We start from the raw sequence: 26,068 nt of genomic DNA, 5'->3' as shown, positions 1-26,068 counted from the left end.
CCACATCCTCACTAATTTGCTCGTACTTCTGTTCCTTTAATCTCCATTTTGTCTTCCATCTTGATTGAACTGTCTTTACAAGTCATCTCTATTTTCTCGGTCGCATTAATCATAATTTGCTTCGCATTGATGGCGACTTTATCTGTTGCTTGTAAGGTAATATTTTTATCACTTATGATGGAGATCCCATTATCATCCATAAGCGAAATCATTAATCCTCCACCAGATATAACAATCCGATCCGGTGCAAGTAGAATTTGTTTACCGTGCTTCGTTCTGAGTGTTTTGACATCTGGATCGGCCATCCGCGCTGGGTCTTGGCGACTATCCTCTGGTGGTGCAGGTCTTGATCCACCTCCACCACCTCCTCCGCCACTGGCACTTCCACCACCGCTTGGACTAGGTGGATTCGTCGCTGCTAACATCGAACCAGATTGTGGTGGTGCTTTTGATACGGAACTAATCGCAATCCCTTCATCCTCACGATTGCCCGGGAAATAGATTCTAACGTTATCGGATAGCTCTGGCATGAAGTACCAGCCTGTATTATCTTCTGATGCATAGATCGTCGAATATGGAAACCAATACGCTGTATCTTTATCTTGACCCTCGTCGAAATCGACATGAATACGAATTTTATCCCCCGCAACATCAATTACTTTTCCTTGAATGGAGGCACCAATAATAGCTTGATTATAAGTAGTGTGGACACTGAAGCCGTTCTGAGGTGTTAACGTATAAATATGCTTGAACAAGCCATCTTTTAAAGTTGAGTAGATTTTATAGACATACAATTTTTTGGATTGGAAAGTAACTTCATTACCTATTTTGAACGGTTGGAATGATTCTACTTCATAGTACATGTAGTCACTATCAGTAATACCGTCGAGATGATTTTTACTGGACACAAGGAAATTGCCGATCGCCTTTTTAACTCGATAATTGATGGCCTCCATTTTCTGCGTGCCCCCAGCTTGAAACGGTACGCCGAAGTAAAACTTTGCGGCTGGGTGAACCGTATCTGGCACCAGACCTGTATGGAATCTTGATGCCATTCGTTTAAGAAACTCCCAATCTGTCTCTATATATTGCATCGTAAAGCGTCCAATAGTAGCGCCCTTTGAGGCATAATCCATGAAATCTGCACCTTTTTGATCGGCAATACATGCATTTATTAATTCACTATAGGGCATACCCGCATTTTGATAAGTTTGATTTTTCTTCTTCACATCTAACACATACGAATGCGAAACTGCTTTTACCTCCAAATAATAGGTACCCAAAACCGATTTCACTTGTACATCTAACGCCAGCCCATTAAAAATAGGAATAGTTTGTCCACCACTACCGATTTGCACTACTTCAATAGCCGTTTCTGCATCCGTCATATATACGTAGGAATCTTCAAGTTCATCAGGAATCACGCCCGTTAAATGCAATGTAGCATGCTCATTCATTTGTTGCGTAATTTCGATTTGATTGACGCGAATATTATAGGGCATCACGATGATATCTTTATACGTCAAGGCTGTTTCCTTACTCATTCGACAACACCTTCCCCATCTAATAATTTGTTTTCAACAAAGATAGATTCCATCATGCCGTAAGCAATGGGCTTCCAAATATCCATCTCTTTTTTCAAACAATTAACTGAGCCCATCGTCACATTCTCGCCTACTATAAACAAAAACATTAAATTATAAATCTTGTTATCTAGTGCTGGCGAAATGAAGTCAAAGTAACCAATTTGTAGACCGTTCACTTCATTCATGCCGAAATCCAACATTTTTGTCGTTGGCTGCGTTTTTTGAAGGATGTTCCTCATGGCCTCTGTGAAGTCTTCTAATTCCTCTTCTTTTACCTGTTGTTCCATGATTTTCAGTGTGACATTGATGGACGTACTTTCGCTTGTATAAATATAATCGGGTCTACGACTGGATGGATATTTAATATCCATTAATTCAGGTTCCATCACGTCAAAGGCTGCAGGCATACACATCCGGATTTGACCCTCATAAAAACTCATTTCTTTAAACTCAATCGTTTCATCTTCAATCATGAGCTGACCATCTTTAATCGCTTTCACAATATCCGTATTTAATAATTGGTTTTCGATGTTCTCCATTCGTTTCTTCTGCCTTGCATGCTTCGTCATCTCGATAACTTCTTCATCCATGTAATTCATTGTTTTCGCTCCTTTGTTTTAACTACCATTCCTTCTATCTCATAACCTTGAATTCTTTTGTTTTCCTATTAAATAGCACCGATTATTTATCAGCAATAAATCAATAGTTATTGTTATTAATTAAATTTTTTAGTAATATTCCATCTTAAAATACATTTATGACAATATAACCATTAATTGGTTATTTTCATCATTAAATATGCTAATAAACCATAGTTAAAAAGTCAACATCCATAAGTTCTATTATTTGGAATAGACAAAAAAATAATCCTGAAGATCGGGAAAATTTGAAATTTAGTAGTTAGATATACTGTGTGAGTAAAAGAAAAAATGAAACTATTGTGGTATGGAAATGTAACTCGATCGAACGACGAATACATTCATGATGAAGAGAATAATTTTAAGTCGTAAACGTCGCTGTGTCGCTTAGAGACAGGGAAATCAAAGGGACAAATAGAGATAGGGATATCCTCTCTCAAATTGCAAGCAAGAGTCGGACTACCGCGAGGAATTGAACGGGTTGCTAGGTCGCTACATAGACACCTCAGTTTTGTTTTGTATAGATTCTACAACGAACTATAAGAATTTTGCTAAAATGAAAGGTATACAACACGAAGCCATTAAAGTACGACAAGCCAAACACATTAGAAAAGGAATTTACCATATTCATCATATCAATGAATCGTTTCCTAAGCGTGGCGACACGTCACTTGGATAATTATTTGTTTTGGCTACTTAAATTAACTAGAAAGGGATTAGATAGATATGAAAAAGATCACTTGGGATAGCGAGAAACTTTGGAAAGGGTGTATGTTGGCTTCAATCGCTCACGCAATAAACGTTGCACACTACCCAGAATTGGCTCACGAACAGTCTTGGGACGGGTTCAATTACAACGTACAGGATAGTTCTGGCACACGAGGGACAATTACATTCCATTCTAACTACTTAGTAGCTGCCTTTCGTGATGATAATAACGAAAGGGTATCAGACTATAAAAATGCTTTAGAATACTTTAAGGATGCACCCGAAGAAGTAAAAGAGTTAGCCACAGCTGAAACGCTCCAATATTTGTTAGAAGATATTAATGGAAAGACAGTGCCTATGATTACAGCTGCTTTTTGGGGAAATGGCGAGGAAATCTATTCACAAGAGGACATTGATGAAATGATTGAAAACGGTGGCTTTCTCTTAGAAAGACAAGCAATGGACATAGAAACTGCTATCGCTGAATGGCAAGAGGATGCCGAAATGTCTGATGTACAAATCACCCTACTAAAGTCCATCTTCCTTCGAAAGATAGAAAACCCCTCTAAAGTCATTGTTTTAACGGCAGAGGAAATTCAAATGATTGAATCTGAAGATGGAGAAGGGTTAGCTGAAAGCAGAATTTCTTTTGAAGAAATAGGTATCGAGTGGGAAGTATAAAAAATCAGTACATATTGGAATAAGAGGCTGTGACATAACTAAATGGTTCCTTCATAAAGCCAAATAATCTCTACATTTTTAGTTAGTTGAAACACTTTCGTACTATTATTTCTATTAGCAACAATAGTTACTCTATTCTTAAATTATCAAGTTAAAATCATTATGATATTTAGACTCTTCTATTAATCGTTTAGGGAAATTAAAAAATCTGATAAATTATTACTGACCTTATTAAAATCATCTAATTTTACACTTTCATCATAGCAATATACCGCTGGATCATCTCCATCATTTAGATTAAAAAACCAGAATATATATCCTTGATGCATCATGAAAATAAACTGATTATCTGTGAGCTTTTTTTTGAAATTATTTTCCTCCAAAAGTTCAATTGCCCCCTCTTTTAAGTCAAAAATACAATTCATGGAATAATCCGTACCAACTAAAAATTCAATTCCATTACCAGCTTTATTCATAAAATCCAAATAAGTTTTTGGAAGTGTTAGAGTTGAAGATAATTTCACCAATTTTGATAGATCATCCTTACTGCAGGGTTCCATTGGATAAGAGTCCTTTTCTAAGGATGTCAAGAAACCCTCTATATTACTGCTTTTATAAAAGTTCATACTAAATCCCCTCCATATTCATGTTTGGAAAATTCTTTTGCTTGCCTGATCCATCATTAGGAAAACGACGCCTTCCTGTAAGGTAAATGTAACTAATTGCTGATTTAGCTTGACCTTGCCTTTTTGTGTGCACCAATAGGGCGTTTTTGGATTGGAATCGCCGTCCTTTCTTATACTGTCGCGGACAACCGCAGCTTCCTATCGAGGATATAGAAATGGTGGCAGTCAGAACTTCCAACTACCACCATTTTATCATTTATTCAATTTTAATTTATTTCACATACATTTATTTACATTTCCCTCGATATTGCCAATACTCCCCAAAGTTCTCTTTAAATCAACAAAACAGTCCTTACTTCTTAATCAAATTCCTTTACATCTTTAACATTAACTTCATACATCTCTTCAACATCTGCATCCATCGGTACCAATGCATAATAATTTTGATCATTATTTAAGATAAATTGAATCAGCTTTGTTCTTTCCTCATTCCAACAATTTTTCATACCTGAATAGTATTCTTCCACATCTTCTTTATAATCCAACTGCAGTATATATCCTTTTTCCGTCATTGCAAAAACAATTAAACTTCCCAACAGATTTTTTTGCACATTTTCTTTTTCGTATTCTTGTGATAAAAACCAGATTTGATCTAACCCCATAAGTTTTTTGTATTTCTCATAAAAGCTACTATCATCCATACCCTCATAATCATGTATCAATTCATTGACAAATGAGTGCCATCTTGTTGGAATTATCTTTTCCAATAAAGGGTTATTTTCGATTCCTTCTATTATTTCATCTATCTCTTCAATCTCTTGCTCATTGCTGTATTGACTTATAGAGATTGGTTTGAATTTCATTGAATTTTTGTAGTGCGCCAGTTCATATGGATAGTGATTATTATTTATTAGACTTGTATCTTCGAGTTCTAATATCTTTGCTAATGCGGCTGTTTCAAAGCTCCAAAACCCTACATATCCAGGTTCTTTATGTGCATTTTTCCATTCATAATCATAATGGCCTTTAAACCATTCTTTCTCCATATACTTCTGCAATCTTTTAGATGCTTCTTTCTTATCTGTTTGCGCAAGTTCTATAATTTCCCTTGTTTTTGCATATGGATTTTCTTTAAAATAAACATCTGTGATTTTTGTGTATCCTATATCACTAGCACATAATAAATAATCAATCACAGAATCATTAATGTTTTCTTTCTCAACCTGCTTGGCTAATCTTACAATATTCTTTTTATCAGTTTCTAATAAAATTCCTAAAGATATCATCCAAAGTAGATTTATATATCCAACTTCTCTTTCTCCTTTATTCTCTAAATAAGTAATGGCATTCTCAAAATCTTCTACCATTGTATTAATTTTTTCACCTAAGGAATATTTTGCATTTATTTTCTCTGTCTCATATATAAAATTCCTTAAATATCTTGCTTCTATAATACTTTTATTATCATTAGGATTTCTTTGGATACCATTTTTCTCATCTTCTTCCAAATCTTTAATATCCCCTATATTCTTGTCGATAAACTTTTTATTGAATTCTATATCTTCTCTACATTTTTCTTCAATACATAAATGATCTCTCATAACATCTGATTCCTCCTTGCCTTTGATTTAAGGCCATTCTCCAATTATGTCACCCTTTGCATCTATCCTATATGTTTTAACCTTTCCACTACTATCGACTGTTGAAAGCACTCGCTCAACTTTACCTTCATCCAATGCATCCGTAATCTTTTGGGCTAATTCTTTATCTCCATCAACTGCTTTCAATATTCTATCTTTTTTGGTTTTCGTACCTTTCAACCAGTCGTCTGACATTTGTGGTCCATCTTTAGGTGTTTTCGATAATTTTGAACTACCAAACTTTGCTTCATCAACAACATATTTGATATTTGATTTTGAATTTGCGTTTTCGTATAATCCGTCAATCCCTTTTACAATTTTATCATTAACACTTGATGGGGCACCCCTGCCAATTGGCTTTAAGTCATATCCAGCATCTTTTAAACTTTGATTGTTTAATAAATTGTCACTTGATTTTATTTCACCATAATTACCTTTTTGCTTGTTTGTAGCTGTACTCGGATTAAAGTCGTCTACATTATTCTGATTTGGAGTTTTATCCTTTGGCTTAGGAGTCGTATCGCCTTTCTTCCCACCAGCAATAATACCACTTATTGCTCCGCCTGCCTGCTTACCTCCAACGGCAATTCCACCTACGCGCTTAGCAATTTTAACAGCTGGACCACCGAAAACAGATGCACCGGATACTGCACGTTCCCATGGCTCCAATTTCCGTCCGGTAATTGGATCTTTTCCAACGATGGTTTCATACGCAGCTTTGGCGTTTCCAAGAATAGGAATACAATCTACCGCCGCAGAAAGCACTTCTTTATATCCACCGTCTTTAAAAGCATTGTAGGCGTTAGCAACTTTGCCCCCTACTTTTACCGCTGCTTTTTTAACTGCTTTTACGGTTGTTTTTGCTGCGGTTTTAACCGTCTGAACAGCTGTCTTTGTTGCGGTTTTAACCGTATTAACAGTTGTTTTCGCTGCGGTTTTAACTGCCTTTACCGTTGTTTTCGCTGCGGTTTTCACCGCTTTAACGGTCGTTTTTGCTGCGGTTTTAACTGCCTTTACCGTTGTTTTCGCTGCCTTTTTAACTGCCTTAACTGCTGTTTTCGCTGCCTTTTTAACTGTCTTTACAACTTTTTTTACATACTTCTTGGTCTTTTTAACTGCTTTTTTTACAGCCTTTTTAAACCTCTTGACCAGTTTGCTCTTGGATAAATTATTTTTTAGCTTCCTGGCTTTTGTCAAGACCTTGCCTAACTTTTTCTTGAGCTTTTTCTTCGCTTTTTTTAAGGCTTTCTTTAGTTTCTTTTTGGCCTTTTTGAGTTTCTTTTTAGCCGCTTTTTTAACTTTCCCTACAACAGGAATACTGCTTAAAGCACTACCTAGTGCTCCGAAGAATCCTTTCCCCTTCTTCGCCATTAAGCACCACCCCCACCAATAGGGATCATGCCCATGACGTCTAGTCAGCGCCTTCTCCAGATGTATTAGATACGGTCACAGGTGCTTTATTTGAGCCTTCCATTGTGACAACCTGTCCCTGAATATCGGTAATCCCGTCAAAAACAAGACTGCTGGAGCCACATGTTAAGCGCATAGATTCTGTTGCGCTCATCCAAATGCTTTTCCCTGCAAAAGTGTTAGATGTGTTATTAGTCGAATAAATGGCTTTCCGGCAAATAATTAAAGTCATTTTGAACAACCGGCGCTTTTGAGTTATTTGATATATATATAAAGAGAAACCACAACACGGGCAGTTAGCTCGCATTGTGGCGTTGTAGTTTAAATAGATATCATAATAACAATGTTGAATCTTTTGATGTTTCAATGTGATTAACACATTATTCCATTTACTATTGAACGGTAGTCTACTTCAAGCATAGTAGTATTTCATGAAATTATTTCCAAAATTAGCTCAGCACACCAACATAGGATAAAATTTGAATATACACTCGTTGAAAACTTTAATTCTTTTTATTAACATTTAATTCAGCTAGTAAAGTTTCGCCAATATTGTCGATTTGGTTATCTAAATTACCTGCTACAAACCCACACAAAGAATTTTCTCTATTTTCAATGTAAAAACTAATACCGTCTTTAAAACCTATGTGATGGGTCAGGTCACTAAACCATGCTCTTTGAAAATCATATGTTTTCGAAAATTTTTCAATTATGCCAAAAGCATCCGATTCATTGTGTCTCTTGATTGCTTCTTTAAGCATGTTAGGTGATCCAGCAAAGATTATACACTTATCATAATTTAATCTTTCGTATTTACTAAACGCACATTGAAATAAGAATTTTTCAAAGTTATCTGCAAAATAACTTACAAACTGGCTATCCTCATCAGTCATAACAATCTTAGGATTATCAGTTTGGGTAAAATCAAATGATAATTGACCATCATATAATTCAGTTTGAAAAAAATGTATATATTTATCACTTAAAGTATCTGGTTCTTCTTCATGTATCCCTTCATAAGTATTAATTATTTCAGAAACTGAAACATATCCCGGAAGTTGAGTTTTTAATAAACCCTTATCATCCTGCCCCATATTATTTAAATAAAACTCATATTCTTTAGGAAAATGATAGTTATATATATTAATTTGTGTTAGATTTTTTAGCGTATCTATGTCCTCTGTTTTTGCGGGTTCTATTTCATCTACCCATTTCTCATCAAATCTGGATATATATTTTGATAATCGTTCAAAAAGATTTGTACAGTCTCCTATAGGTGGGATGTGAGTACTTTTTATTGGCATTTGCATATTTCATATACTCCTCTATATTTTTTAAATCACTACATGTTAAACATGGATTCATTTGGTTTGAATTTTCTGCATATGGATACGGATTTTCTTTTTTAGATGAGCGCCAAACAGTATCTACACCTGTTATTTTACTAGGATGATCATGTGCAGTATTTACTACTTTTGCTAATGCAAAATTACAAGAAGGTCACACCTTCAATGACCACTTGCCATTCGTACATTATTGAAAAAATGAAATGCGTACTAAGTAGCTCGATAAGAATTATCTAAAGGCTTATCCTATAAACCTAGGATATAATCTACACTAGCTTTAGTAGAATAACTTGTTTCCACTATCTTATATTCTTTGTTCTTGATTTGCTTTTTACAACTTTCTATATCTATTAAAAGTTGTTCAACGTCATTTTTATCTATATTTTCTTCAAATATAGTATTCCCTATATAACCATCTAATTTAGAATAGATAAAATCAGCAATTTCATTGTATTTCAAACTCTCTATCGCAATAGAAACAATATACAATGTTTTAGTAAACAAACTATCGCTTACTCTTATCCAATCTTCTTCTAATACTTTCGCTGAAACCTGCGTCACATTTAACCCATCTTCTATATATTCTTCAAAGTCCAACACTATAGAACTTTTTATACTTTCATAACTAGTCATGCTCATATTATCAGTCCCTATTTCATATTTTCAGAATAAACATTAAGGTCAAAATCAGGGTACACATGTGTAAACTCCATAACTATATTTGTGCAACTTTGACAGGTGTCAAAGTTTATATGTATAAATCTATTTTACCAGTAATGAGTTCTCGTTTCTCAAAACCCACCCTTCTTCTCACTTAACCCCGCTACTTTTTTACGCTCTTAAATATCATTTTAATATCTTTTCTAACAGTAAGCATTTTCATCTGTCATAGCTGACCATCATTAATTATACATTCCATCAGTTTTTCGTATATAAAAAAAAACCTTGAAAGGCATATAGCCAGTCAAGGAAAATCATCCAAATTATTTATTCGAAGTCTTCAAACCAACAAGTAAAATATTTCACACTTTCATTAAAGAAAATTATACTTCGATCATTGATATCTGAACAAGCAGAAATTCTTCCTTTATCCCAAGACCATTTATTTGATATCTTTTCAAGTATTTTTTCTGCCTCTCCCATATCAAGAACATTTGATGTTTCGATATCACATGTAACCTTAAACCATCCATCAATTTTCCAATATGGTTCACTTGAACACACATTGTATGAAGTCATATAACTGTCAATCTTTTTTATAAAATCATTTAATATTAACAATGCCATATCGTTATTCTGACATTCTACAAACAAGCTAAGTTTAAACATATTACCTCCTATTTAAGGTTAATGTACAAGTGTTCCAGCAGGTACAATGTTAATATATTTCTTGCCATTCCATGTTTCGTATATTTCTCCCACTTTTTCATTCCTTTTTCAAAAAGTTGAACGTCCCATTCAAATTGAAATAAGTAAATATTAAACAAACCCCTTAAAAGATACAATCAAACACAGAATAAATATTTAACGTTTAACTTTTAATGTGTGTCCAGACCTAATGGCATACTCATTAATTTTTGAATTTAAATCATCTATATATATTGAAGTACAACATGAAATCTCCCTATGTCCGTCATTAGGAAATATATACTCTATGTAAATAATAAAATTAAGTAAATCTATTTTTTTATAATAAATTCATTTGCTTCAAATTCACCATTTCTAACATGTGGTGAATTAATAAAATCATAAATTTCGTCGTACATCTCTTGATCAGAAATCTCTATATCTAAAATTTTTTTATTACATCCATAAAGTTCCCTCCTTATTTTAATGTTAAATTAATTGGAGTAAAGTAGTCTTCTTGCCAAAGTAATTATCGTATGTAAAGTTGTGAATATTTATAAGGTAGGGAGAAAACAAAATTGTCTTTTTAAATTTGTGTATTTCTTTAATTGTTCATATATCCATTCTGCCCTTGAAATTTCACACAAATTGGTTTGCCCCAATAGGACGTTTTTGGATCGGCTGTTTTTTGGTTGGATTCGCCACCCTTTATGAGAGGAGGTCTACACTTTGTCAGAACAAGAACGCTCCGGTGTTCGCTGTACGACCATATTCTGACCTCTAGTTCCTTACTCTCAATGCCTGTGCTGCCTAACAATGAAGAAACGTTAAATGTTACATTCATAGGTAAGAACAACTTGTTGCATTTGAAGGAGTAGTCTTTTGCCACAAAAATAAACAGCTCGTATTAACCATTAATAGTGATTAATACGAACTGTTTGGGTTGATGGAAGGCTTTTTTTTCTAAAATTGCACTTAAAGACGCCTTATTTCACGATAATGTCTAGGAATATCTTCTTTCTTTACAATTTTATCTAGTGTAAAACCATTTTTTTGTTGTTTCTGTTAATAGCACTCAATCAAAAATATGATAATCATACAATTCTATCCCTTGATAAATTCTGATGTAATATTTATTTCATCTGAAAGAAAACGGCTGAAACTATCCCAAGCTAACTTAGGTTCTCCCTCCCCCTCTATATACTGGTATACTGGTGGATTTTCTCCCTCACTAAATCTAAAATAATTAAATTCATAACCTTGATGCATTGAAAAAACAAAAGCATCCCCTGGTAATTTGAAAGATTCTTGGTTTTCATCAAGCAACTCATTCGCTTCTTCCGTTAATCCCTTTAAACTTCCGTAGAAAATATCTGTGCCTTGAAATAACAACCCTGCACAATGTCCCACTTCTAACAAAAATGTGCGATATATAGTTGGAAAACTGTGCCCAATTTCCTTCTCCAATTCTTTGATTTCATTTTCACTACATCCCTGAATTTCCTCAACAGTGGCTATTTGCGATCTTACCAATAAATTCACTATATTACTTTTATCCATATTGCTATTTCCTCCTAGGTCCATGATCTATTATTACGTCTATATTAGGAAACCTTTGTTTAAACTGTTTTATTACACCAGCGCAAGAAATACAGAATGGCAATTCTGAAAACAAATAGACTTTTCCTGAAGCATCTTTCGATAAGTTTGAAGCCAAATCCTCCAAAATCTTAACTTCCGAATCAAGAGTTCTTGGATTATTCCCTGTGGTAATTGTATCAAAAATTCGCTTATCTGGTACACCAACTGTCCCTATTCTATCTGCATCACCACTAACTCCAATTAATTCACCCTTTTTCCCATTGATTTCATACTCCGCGAATGCAATGTTTCTTTTTGAACCAACATTAAATTCTTGCCTAATTTGATTAATTCTATTTATTGATTCTTCAGTTGACCTTACTACTGTAGCTTGTCCTGCACTCGTAGACTCTTCTGGTTTTTTAGGATTTGGTTTTGGCGCTGGTTTTGGCGCTGGTTTTGGCGCTGGTGGTGCCGGTTTTGGCGCCGGTTTTGGTGCCGGTTTTGGCGCCGGTTTTGGTGCCGGTTTTGGCGCTGGTTTTGGCGCTGGTTTTGGCGCCGGTTTTGGTGCCGGTTTTGGTGCCGGTTTTGGCGCCGGTTTTGGTGCCGGTTTTGGCGCTGGTTTTGGCGCTGGTTTTGGCGCTGGTGGTGCCGGTTTCGGTGCTGGTGGCGTCGGTTTTGGCGCTGGTTTTCGCAACGGCGCTGGTTTTGGCGCAGGATTTGGCGCTGGTTTTGGTAGACCACCACTAGGTGTTTTAGAATTAGACCCTTTTATTCCTTTTACTCCAAATACTGAAGTTACAACACCAAAACTATCTAACAAATGTTCCTTTGAAAATGGGTCTTTTGGGTTTACTGCCCCTTCAACCATTCCGGTAAATCCAAAAGTTGCGAAATTTACAAAGTCAGAAGGTGAATCCCACATCTTTTCATATCTGTCCTTTGCTCCTGACACTATACCATCTAATACTCCTATTGTGAGGTAGTTTGCGAAATCATACGGTGAGTCTAGTGCTTTGTTCGCAATTGTATCTAGATTATTATTAAAATCTTTACCAATCTCTTTTAAACTGTTGTATGATTTTACAAATGGGTTTTCAGTTTTAGGCTTTGTTTTTACGATCGTTTCCTTAGTGGTTTGTTTGTGCGCTTTTACGGCGGCTTTCTTTGCTTGGGTTTTTGCCTTCTGATAGTACTTTTTGGCTTTTTGAACAGTCTTTTTCGCATATAGGGCAGCCTTTTTTACGGTTCGTTTATACCATTTCACAAGCCTCTTTTTCGTAAGTTTAATGAATTTACGGGCTTTCGTATAAATCTTGCCTTTCTTTTTCTTACGCTTTTTCTTACGCTTCTTTTTAAGCTTTTTGAAGAGATTCTTTAATTTTAATTTACTTTTCGCCTTTTTGCTTTTCGTTTTTCTAGACTTGTTTGCCTTTTTAACACTCTTAACAACAGGGATACTGGCAAACAAACTGCATATTGCTCCAAAAAAGCCTTTTCCCTTCTTCGCCATTAAGCACCACCCCCACCAACAGGGATCATACCCATGACGTCTAGTGCGGATTCAAGGTCAGCACCTTCTCCCGCTGTATTAGACACGGCCACAGGTGCTTTGTTCGAGCCTTCCATTGTCACAACCTGTCCCTGCATATCAGTGATACCGTCAAGAACGAGACTACTAGTGCGACATGTCAAGCGTATAGATTCTGTTGCACTCATGGAAATGCTTTTACCCGCAAAGGTGATAGTATCATTGGCTTTTAGTGTAAGCGAATGCTTACTTTGTACTTCTATCCCGCTTCCCTGATCCAACTTTAGGAAAACGGCGCCTTCTTGTGCAGTAAATGTGACAGCTTGTGGGTCTAGCTTGATGTCCTTGCCTTTTGGCGTACCCCAGTAGGACGTTTTCGGATCGGCTGTTTTGGGATTCGAGTCGCCGCCCTTTCGTACACTGTGGCGGACAACGGCTGCTTCCTCCCGATGTGTCGGGAAGGCAAGATGGACGCTATCGCCTTTCTCTGGCGGGCTGTAAAAGCCGCTATGTCCTTCTGCTGTATAAGGCGTAGCAAGTGAGAACCATGTAGCTTCTTCCTTTTTTTGTGCCTCATCAATGGAAAGGTGCAGGCGTACTTGATCCTTCTTGACCTCTAATACCTTACCCTCAATCGCTGTGCCTGACAGCGAAGGAATATTTAGTCTTTCTTGACGAATACCTGCATTGGACAGTAAATGATACTCATATGTAAGGACACCTTGTTGCATGCGTGCTATGGACTTCGCCACAACTAACTTCTTGTTTTGGAGTTGAACACGGTCACCGAGTGCTAATGTTTTTTTGGACTCGATCACATAGGATACTGTATCCCTCTCCTCCATTGGTCGCTCAGTGTCATTCACTCGCGCATGTAAATATTTGGAGCGATCCTTCATGATTGTATAGCTAGTAGCGGACAGTTTTTCTAATCGTCCTTCTGGTAGTCCAAACCATAGCTTAGGCTTATCGGCATCTACTGCTGGCACAAGCACTGTTCGAAAATGTGAGGCCATGCGCTTTAGAAATTGCCAGTCCGTCTCCCTATATTGTAATATAAATTGCTTTAGAGGAGTAGACTTCGATGCAGTGTCAATAACATCTGCACCCGGATAGTTAGCCAGTACTTGCTTGAGCATAGCATTATACGTCATCTTATCGTGCTGGAAAGAGCGAGCATTGCGTTTACAATCCAAAGTAAATGTAGATGACACCGCTTCTAACTCAATTTGGTACACGCCTCTTACCATACGAACGACCACTTCGGATACTTGCCCCTTAAAAAGCGTTCGCACACGCTGTCCATTGCGTTTTTGATAGAGCTCTATTTGATCTGAACTGCTGGCAATTTGCATACAGCGATCTTTCTTTTCCTCTGGAATGAATCCCGTTATTGTTAACCTTGCATGGTCATTTACAGTTTGGGTCAAGCTGAGATCATGCAACGTCTGAACCTCATAGGGAGATACGAGCTCAAGCTCACCGTATCCAATCACTTCCTCATACGTGTTCACATGAATACCCTTCTTTCCTCAGTGGATGATGATTATTCTTGTCCATCATCTTCTACCTTTATCGTCCCGCAGTATATGCACATATTAGTAGATTGATTGATTAGTGCGGGAGAATTCTCAATCAACTGATCAGACTTACCATTAATCCATGGCATTGTGACCACTGGTGTACACGGCATCGGTTTCAAAACACCATTATTTGCCGCTGTTGCTGCTGCCACCGTAGGATTAGATAATGTTTGACATAAACCGAATGGCTGAATATTGACATAGGGCTTATAATCCATCGTGTTCATCTGTGCTTTGTTTTTTGAGTAAACACCATGGCTTACAGGCATTTTTAATATGCTTGATTGATCGCCCTGTGAGCACGATAGCTTGGCACCAGCAACTACATAACTGCGCTGCTCATCACCTTTTGTCTGCATTTCATCCGCCATCGAAAACCACCCTTTCTATTAGAAAAGTGCATTCACGTCGCTTCACTTTGCATACTCAAAAGCGAAAATAATACGTTCCTATTTCCGCTTTTGAGAATCTTTATCATGATGCGTGAATACCTAGATATCGCTTTAAAAACTAATCACTTCAGAAAATAATGATTTCATCTTTTTTCTCTTTACCCTCTTCATACAACTCTGTATAAATAATGTTTTTCTTACTATCCTCTAGCTGGCCAATAGAAATTTTTGAGAACCTGCTTTGTATCAGCGCCACCCATCCGATATAAATGACCGTTCCATTTTCCCGTTACTTTTTGTTCATCAGAAGCTTTGATTTCCTCTACATATGCAATGTCGCCTACATCACTTTGCAATGTGCTTCCATCCGCGCTAATTGTTAGCTTCTTCACAATTGTAGTTGTAGGATTTTCAATCGTTGACTGATCATCCTTTTTTGTAATAGTAATATCACTTTCGCCAATTTTTCCGAGCTGGAAATGCTGATTCAGCTCTAGGAAAAACTTATATTCGTCTTCTGTAATGCCTAATTTTTCATCATAGGGAAGCTTCTCACCTTCAGCTTGCCCAGCCACTGTTTCTAAATACCAATCTTTATTTTTGGCGAGAGAAGCTTGCATCGCTACTGTAATTTTTTCTGCTTTCTCGTTTAAATCTGCTGGAAGGCCAATTGCCATGACATCTGCCTTGAATGTGCCTGCGTTAAAGCTTTGAGCCAAATTCTCTTTGCTCATATCTACTTTAGCTGCGCTTTCCTGTGCAACTACTGGCTCTTTTTTCTCACCTTTTTCAGCCTCACCTGCCCCACAACCCGCTAGTACTAATGCTGCGAAAGCAGCCGTTGCCCATCTTTTTTTCATGTTAATGCTCTCCTACTCTATGTATTGCTAGTTATCTATGCTTGAAGAATCTCGTTCCATTTGCCTTCGGTTTGCACTTTGCGTAATCGAATACCTCGAAATGCTCGGCGCAATATACTTTCTGATAGCTCAATATTGACAATGATATAATCCTCTTTAATACCTTCAATTTGAAAGAAGGTATATGGTGCGGCTAAAGTCTCATCAATAACGAGCTTTTTCAGCGTTCCGTCTAGATTGAATTCAGTTTGTGCTGAAAGACAGGCCACTTTTGGCGGAATCGAAAGCCAATATAACGTCTGTTTTAATTTCGACATATCTACGAGAACAACTGGTTTAAATGGTAAGCGCGGCTCATATTTTTCCACTAGCTGCTTCACTGGATCAGCTAAAAGAGCAATGGGCTTTTCGATAAAATCGATATAGTCATTTTCACTTTTATCTAAAACAGGAAATTGACCCTCTAGCTCATCTAGCTCCTCCATTCTTTCCACTGTTAAAAGTTCTTTTTTAATAATTTTTGATAGTCCAACTGGTTCTACAGCATTCGAGATACGCTCATCCTGAGATAGAATAAAATAGTTCATCTTTTAACCTCCTTTTTCACGACATCTATTTCCAAATAACACTTGCTGTTTGGAATGGATCTAGCTTCAGATGCTCCCGTGCTTCCTTTGAGAACACGGCTTTTTCTAAATTGGCGCCTTCAAAACGGGCATTCTTGACATTAGCCCCGATAAAGCAAGCACCTCGTAAATTAGCAAGCTCAAAATCAGCCCCCTCTAAATTAGCGCTAGTAAAGCGCACTGGGAGGTAGCCTGGCATTTCCCACTGCTGTCGATCAGATAGCCCGCTTGCTCCCTGCGCTTGAAGGAATTTAGCTCCTTGTAATTGACTATTGCTAAAATCTACCTCATGGATTGTACTAAAACTCAAATCAGCGTCCATTAGCTGACTATCCCTAAGGTTAGCTCCAATGAGTAAGCAATTACGCATTTGACTCTGTACTAATTTCGTTTTCTGGAAAAAAGCATATTGAATATCTAAGTCTTCAAAGTTGCCACCAGATAGATTTAAGTTACTAAATACTTCATATGCATATTCATCCTCTAATTTTTGAGCAAGCCAATCCTTAATTTCTTCAATATCCTTCGAGGAGAAATCCTCGCTATAGACAACTTCATTGACATCCAGAAATTCACCTATACGAATTTCTACAGCAACATCACGATCAAGTGCTAAATATTCGGGACATCTAATAATGTCTGGCAATGCATATCTAGCAAGGCTAATAACATATTGATGGAAATGAGTCGCTTCCTTTAGCTTGATTTGCTCAATATCCGCTTGGGTAATGGCTCCCATGAATGTTTTGCTGTATAAATATAATTCCTCAGCGAATTGCTCTAAAAAGTTTAAAGCCCAACTTGCATCATAAGTAGTTAAAATAGGACGCAAATCAAAGAACCATTCCTCATCTGTCCCCTCCACCAGATAGTGATGACGCCCCTCCAGTAGCTCTGTACGTAGCATAGAGAACGTAATATGTCCAATTGGGCCTTTCTGTTGAAGAGCTTGTTGCTGCTGTAGCTGACGACAAATGATTTGAAAGGATTTTCTAAATTCCTCTGCAAGCTCCTCTTTTGAGGCTTGGAAAAAATCCTCTAACGTCAAGAGATGTTTTAACCGTCTTTTCTCTACTTCCGTTTCATAAAAATGCTGTAAAACTTCCTCTGCTTGCATATGTGTCTCCTTCTTTCTCTTCACTAAGAAACCCATCAATAGGGCTATTAATTGGCCTTTACTTCTTTCCCGAAAATTTGCACACTGCCATCCATCGTTATTTTACTTTCCTTGCATTTTAGTGAAATTTCTTCCTCTGCAGACAACAGAATTTTCTTGCTTGCATTGACTGAAATATCTGCCTCGGAAATAAGCTTAATTTCCTTTTTACTAAAAATTTCAATACCACTCGCTTCATTTAAACGGATAAAAATATCGTTATCCTGTGCTGTAATGACAATTTCCGTTGGACTCATCTTAATTTCTTTACCAAAGGCGGTTCTGTAATATTTCGTCGAAGGATCATCTAGCTTATTCGTCGCGGTGCTGTCTAAATTTTTTCGAATCGAGCTGCTAGCAATCCCCGTCTCCTCACGGTGCGAAGGGAAATACACATGAACAAAGTCGTTAATTTCAGGCATACAATACCAACCACTATGCCCCTCAGCTGTATATACCGTTGAATAAAGGAACCAATGCGCTTTGCCTTTATCCTGTTTTTCATCAATGTTTAAATGAACCTTAATATGATCCTTGGCAACTTCCAATACTTTACCTTCTATGGATACACCCGAAATTTCTTCGTTAAAGGTTTCACTCTTGTTCATACCTTTCTTCGTTGAAAGTGTATAACGATGCTTTAGCAAGCCATCCTTCATCGACGTATAGGCTTCACAAACATAGAGTATATGTTTATGGAAGGTTACGTGGTCACCGATGGCAAGTACCTTATCGGTTTCCACTTCATAGTACATAAAGTCATGTTCTCCCATACCACCATTGCCGTTCTCTGTATAGAGGAGATAGTCTGCTAGTTTTTTTCTTGTCGTATAATGATAGTCTTCTAGCTTTCCTTTTGCATGACCAGTAGGGACACCAAAATGGAACTTCGGCTTATCAAAAGTAGCTGCAGGAACTAGTCCAGTGTTAAAGCGGGAGGCAAGACGTTTTAAAAATTCCCAATCGGTTTCTCGATATTGCAGGGTAAACTTGCCTAATTTCCCACCCTTTGTAGCCTCATCGATGACATCGAGACCAGGATAATATGGACTCATGAGCTTGAATAGAGATGAATAGGTCATCCCTTTATCCTGATAGGAGCAATTTTTCTTCTTAATATCAAGGAAGTAGGTATTGGAGGCAGCTTCGACTTCGATGTAGTAAATTCCCCGAATTGTATGTACCTTGACACCTAATATAACCCCCTTAAATAACGGGGTAGGTGCACCTAAATGATCGAGCTGATTCACTTCAATCGCTGAATGGACCTCTGTCATTTCGACATACTGATCTCGAACTTCCTCTGGTACGATACCCGTGAAGTGTAATGTCGCGTGCTCGTTCATTTTCTTTGTGAGCGTAAGCTCTTGAATGCTCACCAGTTTGAATGGTAATATTTGAATATTATGATAGGCAGTTACTACTTCGCTCATCGTCATACTCCTCCTATCCTTCCGTTAGGTGCAAATTGCATCGTTTCCATCATCGCTCTTGCGATAGGGCGCCAAGTCTCGGTATCCTCCTCCATACAATTGAACGTACCGATAAGCGCTTTCCCATCAATCGATACAAAGAACATTAAATTAAAAATCTCACCATCAATGGCAGGTGTCATGACCTCGATAAAGCCGACTGTTTTGTCATCTATTTTGATCACATCTGTATCAAACCATTCTGCTGCAGGCTGAGATTGCTCAAGAGCGTCAATCATATTTTCTTGAAACTCTGCTACACCCTCATCAGGTAAAGAATGTGATGTCTTGTTGAAGGCTAGATTGATAGTAGATGATTCATCTGTATAAATAATGTTCGGTCTTCGTTCTGACGGATATTTTAATGAGGCTAACTGAGCTGGCATGATTGAAAATAGCTTCGGCATTCGGAACGAAATTTTCCCTTCCAGGACATGCTGATCAATGACCGGCACTTCCTGCTCGTCTATATTGACAAAGTCCTTGTAAAGGTCAATTGCTTCTAGCTCAGACTGTTCCTCCTGTATAGGCTCCTCAGGTGGTGTTTGCTCCGCTTTTAAAGCTGCTTCTTTTTGAGCTAATTCATGTTGTTCCTGCTCTCGCATTTCATTTCTAAGAGCAATAATTTGTTCATCTAAATATTTCAACCCATTCACCTTCCATTTCTTGAACGTTTTTTCATCAATAGATCACCAGCTAGTCAACAATCATGCGCTTTGGTCGCCCTTGACTGTGCCCTGTCATACGACCACCACGTTTTGATTCCACTAAAATACGGTTCAAGTATTTATGAATCTGACTATTAGACAATGTTTGATAGTCTAGCTCTAGCCGATTGCAAATATAAAAATCGATTGCATCTCGTTGAACCCGCTCCTGATTTATGCACTCTAAAGCAAAAGCAATATCGTACGGATTCGCTGGGCGATTTTTTAACAGCTCTCTTGCAAAATAGTGCAAAATAATTGGATGGTAAGTGCTCTTTTGAAAACCTGCATACTGACTGTGAAGATAATTAACCGTATTGTATTCAGTCGCAAAATCGGAAAAATCAATATACTCCGAGCGAAGTTTTGCACCCAATTTTAATTTAAAGCGCGCCAACTCTAGCTCATTATTTGCAAGCTCTAATGAATCATCTAGGACTATTTCTGTTGTGAAATTTCTAAAATCTAGTTCATTTACTTCTTCAGCAAATCGTACTTTTAAAATCATTTCGCTTCCTGTTGCCTCATAAGGAAGCTCATAGCTACTAGGTAGCATATAGAGCTTTCCGTTATGTTTGATAATGCCTTTCGCTATCATGAGGCTTTTATCTGCTACGACAATATTGGCACCAGCAATAATGCCATTCGAATAATCTTGGAAGTATAAATCTAAAAATTCTCTTGGGTAATCTCGCAAATTTTCTAGCATTTCTCGCTTTAAAATGCGGCCCTTTTGAAAATGTGGATATTGATTGGCAAACAAGCTGTCACCCACCTCTTTTCTTGTTTTTCACTGATCAATTATGCCTCGACATAATTGAAGCTGTCGCTTTGCTTTCGCGCAGATAAACAATGCGTCAGAATCGCCTTGCAACTTAGACCTGCATGAGGGCCTTACCCGATCTCTTCTCAGGGGGACCCGATCTCTTTCATGGCTTACGTGATCACTTCTCAGGGGCACCCGATCTCTTTTGGGGTTTACTCGATCTCTTCTCTGGGGTACCTGATCACTTTCGGGGTTTATCCGATCACTTCTCAGGGGACCCGATCTCTTTCATGGCTTACGTGATCACTTCTCAGGGGCACCCGATCACTTTTGGGGTTTACCCGATCTCTTCTCAGGGGGACCCGATCTCTTTCGGGGCTTACCCGATCTCTTCTTAGGGGGACCTGATCATTTTCGAGGTTTACTCGATCACTTCTCAAGGGGACCCGATCTCTTCTCAGGGGGACCCGATCTCTTCTCAGGGGGACCCGATCTCTTTCGGGGCTTACCCGATCTCTTCTCTGAGATACCCGATCACTTTCGAGGCTTACCCGATCACTTCTCTGAGGTACCTGATCACTTTCGAGGCTTACCCGATCTCTTCTCTGAGGTACCTGATCACTTCCGGGGCCTACCCGATCACTTCTCTGAGTACCTGATCACTTCCGGGGCCTACCCGATCACTTCTCTGAGGTACCTGATCACTTCCGGGGCCTACCCGATCACTTCTCAGCGATACCTGATCATTTAATAAACCCTTTCCATCCGACGAAGGTGTTACTTTAATCCATCAAAGAAATCCAGCTCAGACAAATCGGTTTCAAAGGCAAAGAATTCCTTGCTTCCGATAAACAGTTGTTCGTCTTTTCTTGCTACTGGAACTACATGGAAGCCCCAATTATCTTCGCCTGCAAAGACAAAGAACTTCACTTCTCCATTTGTGATGGAATCCGTCTCGTCCTGCGGAATTTTATCTTGATACTGCATGGCAATATTCTCATAAAGAACAGGTGCATAATCCTCCTGACGATTTAAGTAAGTGTATTTATACGATGAGTGATCGTCGTTGCCTGTGAGGAAGAACTCCACCTCTTTTACACCCCATGGGCGAGAAATCGTACCGTGTATTTGATTTAGTCTTTCTAAGCTACTAATCAGTAATTTTTCCTGACGATTATGTGTAAAGGCACTGACAGCATATGGGACAACTGGCGCATGGTTCGTCACTTCTGTTTCAATCATGCCGATTTTCTTGGCATTTAAATAACGAAGCGCTCCCCTTAAACAAGCAAGTTTTAACTCTGGCACTTTACCGATGTTTTCAGCCTTTTGTCTAAACTCAATGCTGCGCCCTGGTACAAATTCCTTTAAAGCCTCGCGAAACGCGTCAATTTTACAGGATTGTCCCGTCAATTTAATGATGGAATAGTCACTCAGTATGCCACTCTCATAAAATTCCTCTAAAAACTCTCGTACGATATCATAAATATCCGCCTTTATGAGATGATTAATTTCTTTAATGTTGAAAAAGACATTTGGGAAGTCATAAACTTCCTTAAATTGATTGTTTTCTACTAACGACAGGCACCAGCGATCTACTGCTGTGACATTTAAATCACTATCGTGTTGCATATCGCTATCCGCATAAAAACGACTTCTTAATATACCTGTTTTGCGGAAAAATTCCTTCTTCATCTCTTCTGCCATTTCCCATAAGAAATAATAATTATTGCGAACACGTAGGTACTCATCACGTGTCCGATTTTCATATTCCTTAAAGCGTGTAGGAATAATATTTTCAGCATCTACAAAGGCTTTTTCGAATTGCTCGTACACCGCTTCTACGCCATGATCGTCGACATATCGATAAATATCCTTGCCTGGAATATCGATTAATGCATCGATATCATAATCATTTTTTCCTCGACTATAATAGTTGGCAAAAACGATTTTCATAAATTGGAAAATGCGATACGTAATATTGTTGCCACCAAAATTTGTATCTCCATTTTCATAAGTAGTATGAATATCAATTTTGTAAGAAATATGGCCGTCCTCTATGCGAAACTTACAAGAAGAAAGGTCTGTTGTTCCGCCTCCACAATCGATCACAAGCGCTTTATATTCCTTGCCATCGAGAAAACTATCATTCTCTATTTGATTGGCGATTGTATTATAAAGAACCGACATCCCTTCATCTAGAGCATGCTCAGTTTCGATTTGGTATTCGGGTAAAATCGCACGAAACATATCTAAAAATTGTGTTTTCAGCTTAACGGGACTGGAAATATGTAAATGCTTGAAACGACATTTAAATTGATGCTCCGCCATTCGAATAATATAAAGCATAAACTCTCTTAAAATTTGGCTACGTGGAACAAGTGCAGTATTCCCGTTAGCATCCATCACTTCTTCCAACTTGGCATAATTACTCACCCATCGCTTAATACCTTGGAATTTCGTAGCCAACGATGTATAGCTATTTTTTTTCATCATTTTTAACGCTTCATAGCCGTAGTGATAGCCTACTTGGTCTGCATTTGAGCAATCTGCGACAGTCATGACCGTCGGCACTACTTCAATCCATTCGTTTTGATGAAGTGGATCTGGGAATTGCACAAAATTGATGCTATTAAGCTGGATTCTGTCATTTAATAAATCATGACTGCAAGGAGAGGACACATAATCACTCTCTAAATAAACACCAGCCGTTGTATTTGTTGTACCAAAGTCAATCGCAAGAATGGCATTCGTTGTTTCCAGCTGTTTCATCTCTAAATCTGGTATTGGAACTTTATAATAATGAAGATTTGTTGGCGGAAGTGGGGTTTCCTGATAATACGTCTTATAGATATACTCAGAATCTTGCTTTCTTAAAAAAATAAAGCTGTAGTTTTTATTGTTTGTCTTCCGAATTCCAATTGCTTGGTCAGCAGCGAAATAGTATTGATTTGGGACTTCGTCGTCTTTAAGGATATTAAGAATGCCGCAAAGTTCCAGCTGCTCATTGACTAGCAGTACGTTAGATTCAACAAGAAAACCACCTGTTTCCAAGAAATACTGATCGGGTTTATCAATCTTCATTCCGCTATATAAGCTCATTTTGGCAGGAATTTTAATGTCACCATTGTCAGACATAGGTGTTTTTAAATACTCTTGCATGGCCGCTTCTACTCGTTCAAAGCCCCCATCCTTTTTTTCTCTAATAAGAGGGTTTTCTTCAGAGCCACGGTATCTTAAAATTTTGTCGATTAACTCGTCTCTTGTCAGTGTATTAATAAGCCCCGTCACAAGCTTTTCCTTATAGCAAATATTTCTAAGCTGGAAGGTTGTCATTTCCATTAGTTCTACTCGTGTATAGGTCATATATTTCTTTTCTGTATTACGCTTATTGGCATACAGCTTATATGAATATTTCGTTGTCATTGGAATCCCTCCTCTTCCCTATTTAGTAAAGAGCTATTCGATCTAGCTTCATCGTTTCCTCTGCATCAATAATGCCAAAATGATATTGCCAATAAACCTCCATATGAAAGCCTATTGGCAGAAAAATTTCTTGTACAAGCTGTACCTTTCGCTCATTCTGTTCTGTCTGCTTTTGACGGATGTATAAAAGCAGCTCATCCTGGTCCTCCGATTTCACATAAATCATGCAATTTTTAAAGAGCCTTTTCAGCGTATCTTTTAATAAGTAAATTTCTTCACCTGTCCGGTACAGTCTTAGCATGTTGAGTGCAACTATTTCTTGCTCCTTTTTCGTAAAGGCATGAATATTGTCCCGCACCAATTTACCAAATACATCGGCCTCTATTTCACGTAAGATAAAGCGAATATAGAACTCTCTCTTATTCATGCCCTGCATACGATCAATTTCAGCTAAAAAGTGCAATACGGTATCTAAAAGATAATTCCTAAACTCTATATCCGCAGAATTATCTGGATGGAAAAGACCATTAAAAATTCCGTAATAACGATAATACGGATTTACTTCAACGTGCTGGTCAACATACAGTGCATTTAATAGTTGTGGACTTAGTTCCATATAAGGTGAATAGGCTTCGGCAAGATGAAAATAAATATCCTTTTTAGAAAGTCCTTCATCCTCAGCTTTAATAAGCAAATCCCAAATATAGTTCATAGCCACACACCTACACATTCATATTCGAAGAAATGTCGTTGCACTTCTGATACGAGGAAGCTTAAAATATCGTTTGCGATAAAGTTTCTCTCCTCTTTCGTCTTAAACTTTAATAGCATCGTTTTTCTATGATTATTTTCTCCTATCATCTCCGTTAAGAACGTGTTCGCGGAGTGCGTAAAGCTTGTTCCGGAGAAAGAGTCCACTATTTCAACATCTACAAGCTCAAATCGATTAGCTGCCTCAAAGGAGTTAATCATACGAGTAATTTCGCCCTTCGTTTTAACGGTAGCCGTATACTTGTTAGCGAATTTGTGTATAAAATGCTCGATTCTTCGATTTGATACAAGCTCGTAATTTAATTTCCCGATCTTGTCATCTTCCATCTTTGCAATTTTGATTAGCTGCCAAACCCCTGACTTATCCTGGGGTGAAACAATTGTTAATTCATTGTCTGAGCGTTTAACGTAACGAACATGATCCTCTTCTGCCTCAACAAGATAGCCATGCTCGTTTCCGATTTTACGTACGGAAAGGACATGTTCAAAATTCACCTTATCGATAGCAGGGACGGGAAACCCGACATTTTTGACCTCATGGCGTTCAATATTCCATAGTGGAACCATATTCATTCGTTTCTTATCCTCATACTCTTCTAAATCAACGATTATTTCAGTAATTTCAGCATCCTCATTTAAAGGTGGGCAATCTTCTAAATTGACATTAAAAAATTTATAAATGAATGGATGATTAATAGTTTTCCACGGTAAGCCGTTTATTTGGAAAAGCGGATACAGCTTGTTCATCTCTTGCAAATAGTCCGTATTTTGTGTAAGGCTGACCTTAATCTCTACTTGTCCTTCTGTCGTTACTAGCCTTCCATTAAAGCGTCGCTGCTCAGCAAGTAACTGTTGAATTTGCATGGAATCACACGCTAAAAATAAGGTGAACAGCACTGCAGGTTCATTATTTTTAAATGATTCAAGCAGTTTTTTTTTATTGATTGATTTACTTTCTAAATCAGCTGGTCGCATCGGGAATAAGCATTCATGAATAGGGTCAACATCCTCCCTAGAACTTAACGTCACATAAATATCAAACCTATTCTCAGCATCATCTATTTCATTGAATACGCGGTCTTCAAGCTTTTTGTTCATGTCATCCTGATAGTCGATTAAATTTACAAAAACGCCACTTACAATATCCTTTAGCAGTTGACGTTGCTCTAAATCCTCTATTTTGCGTAACCGTTCAATCATGAGCTCTTTCATCAA

At 37.7% G+C, this 26,068-nt stretch carries 23 protein-coding genes; 1 reads left to right on the top strand and 22 read right to left on the bottom strand.

What is annotated here, in order from left to right:
• Positions 1-11 precede the first annotated feature (11 nt).
• On the bottom strand, positions 12-1,544 hold the full coding sequence (locus ACVYAD_RS13405; RefSeq protein ID WP_349660286.1) for a phage baseplate assembly protein V: 1,533 nt from the start codon (positions 1,542-1,544) through the stop codon (positions 12-14).
• Positions 1,541-2,185 carry a hypothetical protein gene (locus tag ACVYAD_RS13400; RefSeq protein ID WP_476426774.1) on the bottom strand — a complete coding sequence of 215 codons (645 nt, stop codon included), beginning with the start codon at positions 2,183-2,185 and terminating at the stop codon, positions 1,541-1,543. Before ACVYAD_RS13400 ends, ACVYAD_RS13405 begins: the two co-directional genes overlap by 4 nt.
• A 765-nt stretch (positions 2,186-2,950) precedes the next feature.
• Here ACVYAD_RS13400 and ACVYAD_RS13395 point away from each other — a divergent pair.
• Entirely contained in the window at positions 2,951-3,613 is a 663-nt protein-coding gene (locus tag ACVYAD_RS13395; RefSeq protein ID WP_476426773.1) for a hypothetical protein, read from the top strand.
• Between the two features lie 182 nt (positions 3,614-3,795).
• Here ACVYAD_RS13395 and ACVYAD_RS13390 read toward each other — a convergent pair whose 3' ends face one another.
• The 20 genes from ACVYAD_RS13390 to ACVYAD_RS13295 form a co-directional block, all read right to left on the bottom strand.
• On the bottom strand, positions 3,796-4,239 hold the full coding sequence (locus tag ACVYAD_RS13390; protein ID WP_476426772.1) for an SMI1/KNR4 family protein: 444 nt from the start codon (positions 4,237-4,239) through the stop codon (positions 3,796-3,798).
• Between the two features lie 359 nt (positions 4,240-4,598).
• Positions 4,599-5,840, bottom strand: a complete 1,242-nt coding sequence (locus tag ACVYAD_RS13385) for a PoNi-like cognate immunity protein (RefSeq protein WP_476426771.1) — start codon at positions 5,838-5,840, stop codon at positions 4,599-4,601.
• A 27-nt stretch (positions 5,841-5,867) separates the two neighbouring features.
• Positions 5,868-7,250, bottom strand: coding sequence for a pre-toxin TG domain-containing protein (locus ACVYAD_RS13380; RefSeq protein ID WP_476426770.1), 1,383 nt, complete (start codon positions 7,248-7,250; stop codon positions 5,868-5,870).
• Between the two features lie 40 nt (positions 7,251-7,290).
• Complete coding sequence (locus ACVYAD_RS13375) at positions 7,291-7,443, bottom strand: hypothetical protein (protein ID WP_476426769.1); 153 nt, start codon at positions 7,441-7,443, stop codon at positions 7,291-7,293.
• A 349-nt stretch (positions 7,444-7,792) separates the two neighbouring features.
• A complete protein-coding gene (locus ACVYAD_RS13370; protein WP_476426768.1) occupies positions 7,793-8,599 on the bottom strand; it encodes an SMI1/KNR4 family protein in 807 nt (268 codons plus the stop codon).
• A gap of 282 nt (positions 8,600-8,881) precedes the next feature.
• Entirely contained in the window at positions 8,882-9,274 is a 393-nt protein-coding gene (locus ACVYAD_RS13365) for a hypothetical protein (RefSeq protein WP_476426767.1), read from the bottom strand.
• A gap of 348 nt (positions 9,275-9,622) precedes the next feature.
• Complete coding sequence (locus tag ACVYAD_RS13360; protein WP_476426766.1) at positions 9,623-9,964, bottom strand: hypothetical protein; 342 nt, start codon at positions 9,962-9,964, stop codon at positions 9,623-9,625.
• 1,122 nt (positions 9,965-11,086) lie between these two features.
• Positions 11,087-11,542: an SMI1/KNR4 family protein gene (locus tag ACVYAD_RS13355; RefSeq protein WP_476426765.1), complete on the bottom strand. Its 456-nt coding sequence runs from the start codon at positions 11,540-11,542 to the stop codon at positions 11,087-11,089.
• Positions 11,543-11,546: 4 nt separating this feature from the next.
• Positions 11,547-13,034 (bottom strand): deaminase domain-containing protein, encoded by a 1,488-nt coding sequence (locus tag ACVYAD_RS13350; protein WP_476426764.1) that lies wholly within the window; start codon positions 13,032-13,034, stop codon positions 11,547-11,549.
• A gap of 41 nt (positions 13,035-13,075) precedes the next feature.
• Positions 13,076-14,524: a contractile injection system protein, VgrG/Pvc8 family gene (locus ACVYAD_RS13345; protein WP_476426763.1), complete on the bottom strand. Its 1,449-nt coding sequence runs from the start codon at positions 14,522-14,524 to the stop codon at positions 13,076-13,078.
• Positions 14,525-14,640: 116 nt separating this feature from the next.
• On the bottom strand, positions 14,641-15,048 hold the full coding sequence (locus tag ACVYAD_RS13340) for a DUF4280 domain-containing protein (RefSeq protein ID WP_476426762.1): 408 nt from the start codon (positions 15,046-15,048) through the stop codon (positions 14,641-14,643).
• A gap of 221 nt (positions 15,049-15,269) precedes the next feature.
• Positions 15,270-15,929, bottom strand: coding sequence for a hypothetical protein (locus ACVYAD_RS13335; RefSeq protein WP_476426761.1), 660 nt, complete (start codon positions 15,927-15,929; stop codon positions 15,270-15,272).
• A gap of 35 nt (positions 15,930-15,964) precedes the next feature.
• A complete protein-coding gene (locus tag ACVYAD_RS13330; RefSeq protein ID WP_476426760.1) occupies positions 15,965-16,516 on the bottom strand; it encodes a serine protease in 552 nt (183 codons plus the stop codon).
• A gap of 25 nt (positions 16,517-16,541) precedes the next feature.
• The gene (locus ACVYAD_RS13325) at positions 16,542-17,672 is read right to left on the bottom strand and encodes a pentapeptide repeat-containing protein (protein WP_476426759.1); all 1,131 of its coding nucleotides are present in this window, start codon (positions 17,670-17,672) and stop codon (positions 16,542-16,544) included.
• A gap of 47 nt (positions 17,673-17,719) precedes the next feature.
• The gene (locus ACVYAD_RS13320; RefSeq protein WP_476426758.1) at positions 17,720-19,144 is read right to left on the bottom strand and encodes a hypothetical protein; all 1,425 of its coding nucleotides are present in this window, start codon (positions 19,142-19,144) and stop codon (positions 17,720-17,722) included.
• A 2-nt stretch (positions 19,145-19,146) separates the two neighbouring features.
• The gene (locus ACVYAD_RS13315; RefSeq protein WP_476426757.1) at positions 19,147-19,839 is read right to left on the bottom strand and encodes a hypothetical protein; all 693 of its coding nucleotides are present in this window, start codon (positions 19,837-19,839) and stop codon (positions 19,147-19,149) included.
• Between the two features lie 40 nt (positions 19,840-19,879).
• Positions 19,880-20,653, bottom strand: coding sequence for a DNA and RNA helicase (locus ACVYAD_RS13310; protein WP_476426756.1), 774 nt, complete (start codon positions 20,651-20,653; stop codon positions 19,880-19,882).
• Positions 20,654-21,433: 780 nt separating this feature from the next.
• Complete coding sequence (locus ACVYAD_RS13305; protein WP_476426755.1) at positions 21,434-24,082, bottom strand: molecular chaperone; 2,649 nt, start codon at positions 24,080-24,082, stop codon at positions 21,434-21,436.
• Positions 24,083-24,104: 22 nt separating this feature from the next.
• Complete coding sequence (locus ACVYAD_RS13300; protein WP_476426754.1) at positions 24,105-24,800, bottom strand: iron-dependent peroxidase; 696 nt, start codon at positions 24,798-24,800, stop codon at positions 24,105-24,107.
• On the bottom strand, positions 24,791-26,065 hold the full coding sequence (locus ACVYAD_RS13295) for a normocyte-binding protein (RefSeq protein WP_476426840.1): 1,275 nt from the start codon (positions 26,063-26,065) through the stop codon (positions 24,791-24,793). The genes ACVYAD_RS13300 and ACVYAD_RS13295 overlap by 10 nt, the downstream gene beginning before the upstream one ends.
• Positions 26,066-26,068 lie beyond the last annotated feature (3 nt).

Source organism: Lysinibacillus sp. G1-3, from assembly GCF_056322905.1.
The sequence above is the reverse complement of the archived record's forward strand: the minus strand, read 5'-3'. Positions and strand labels throughout refer to the sequence as shown.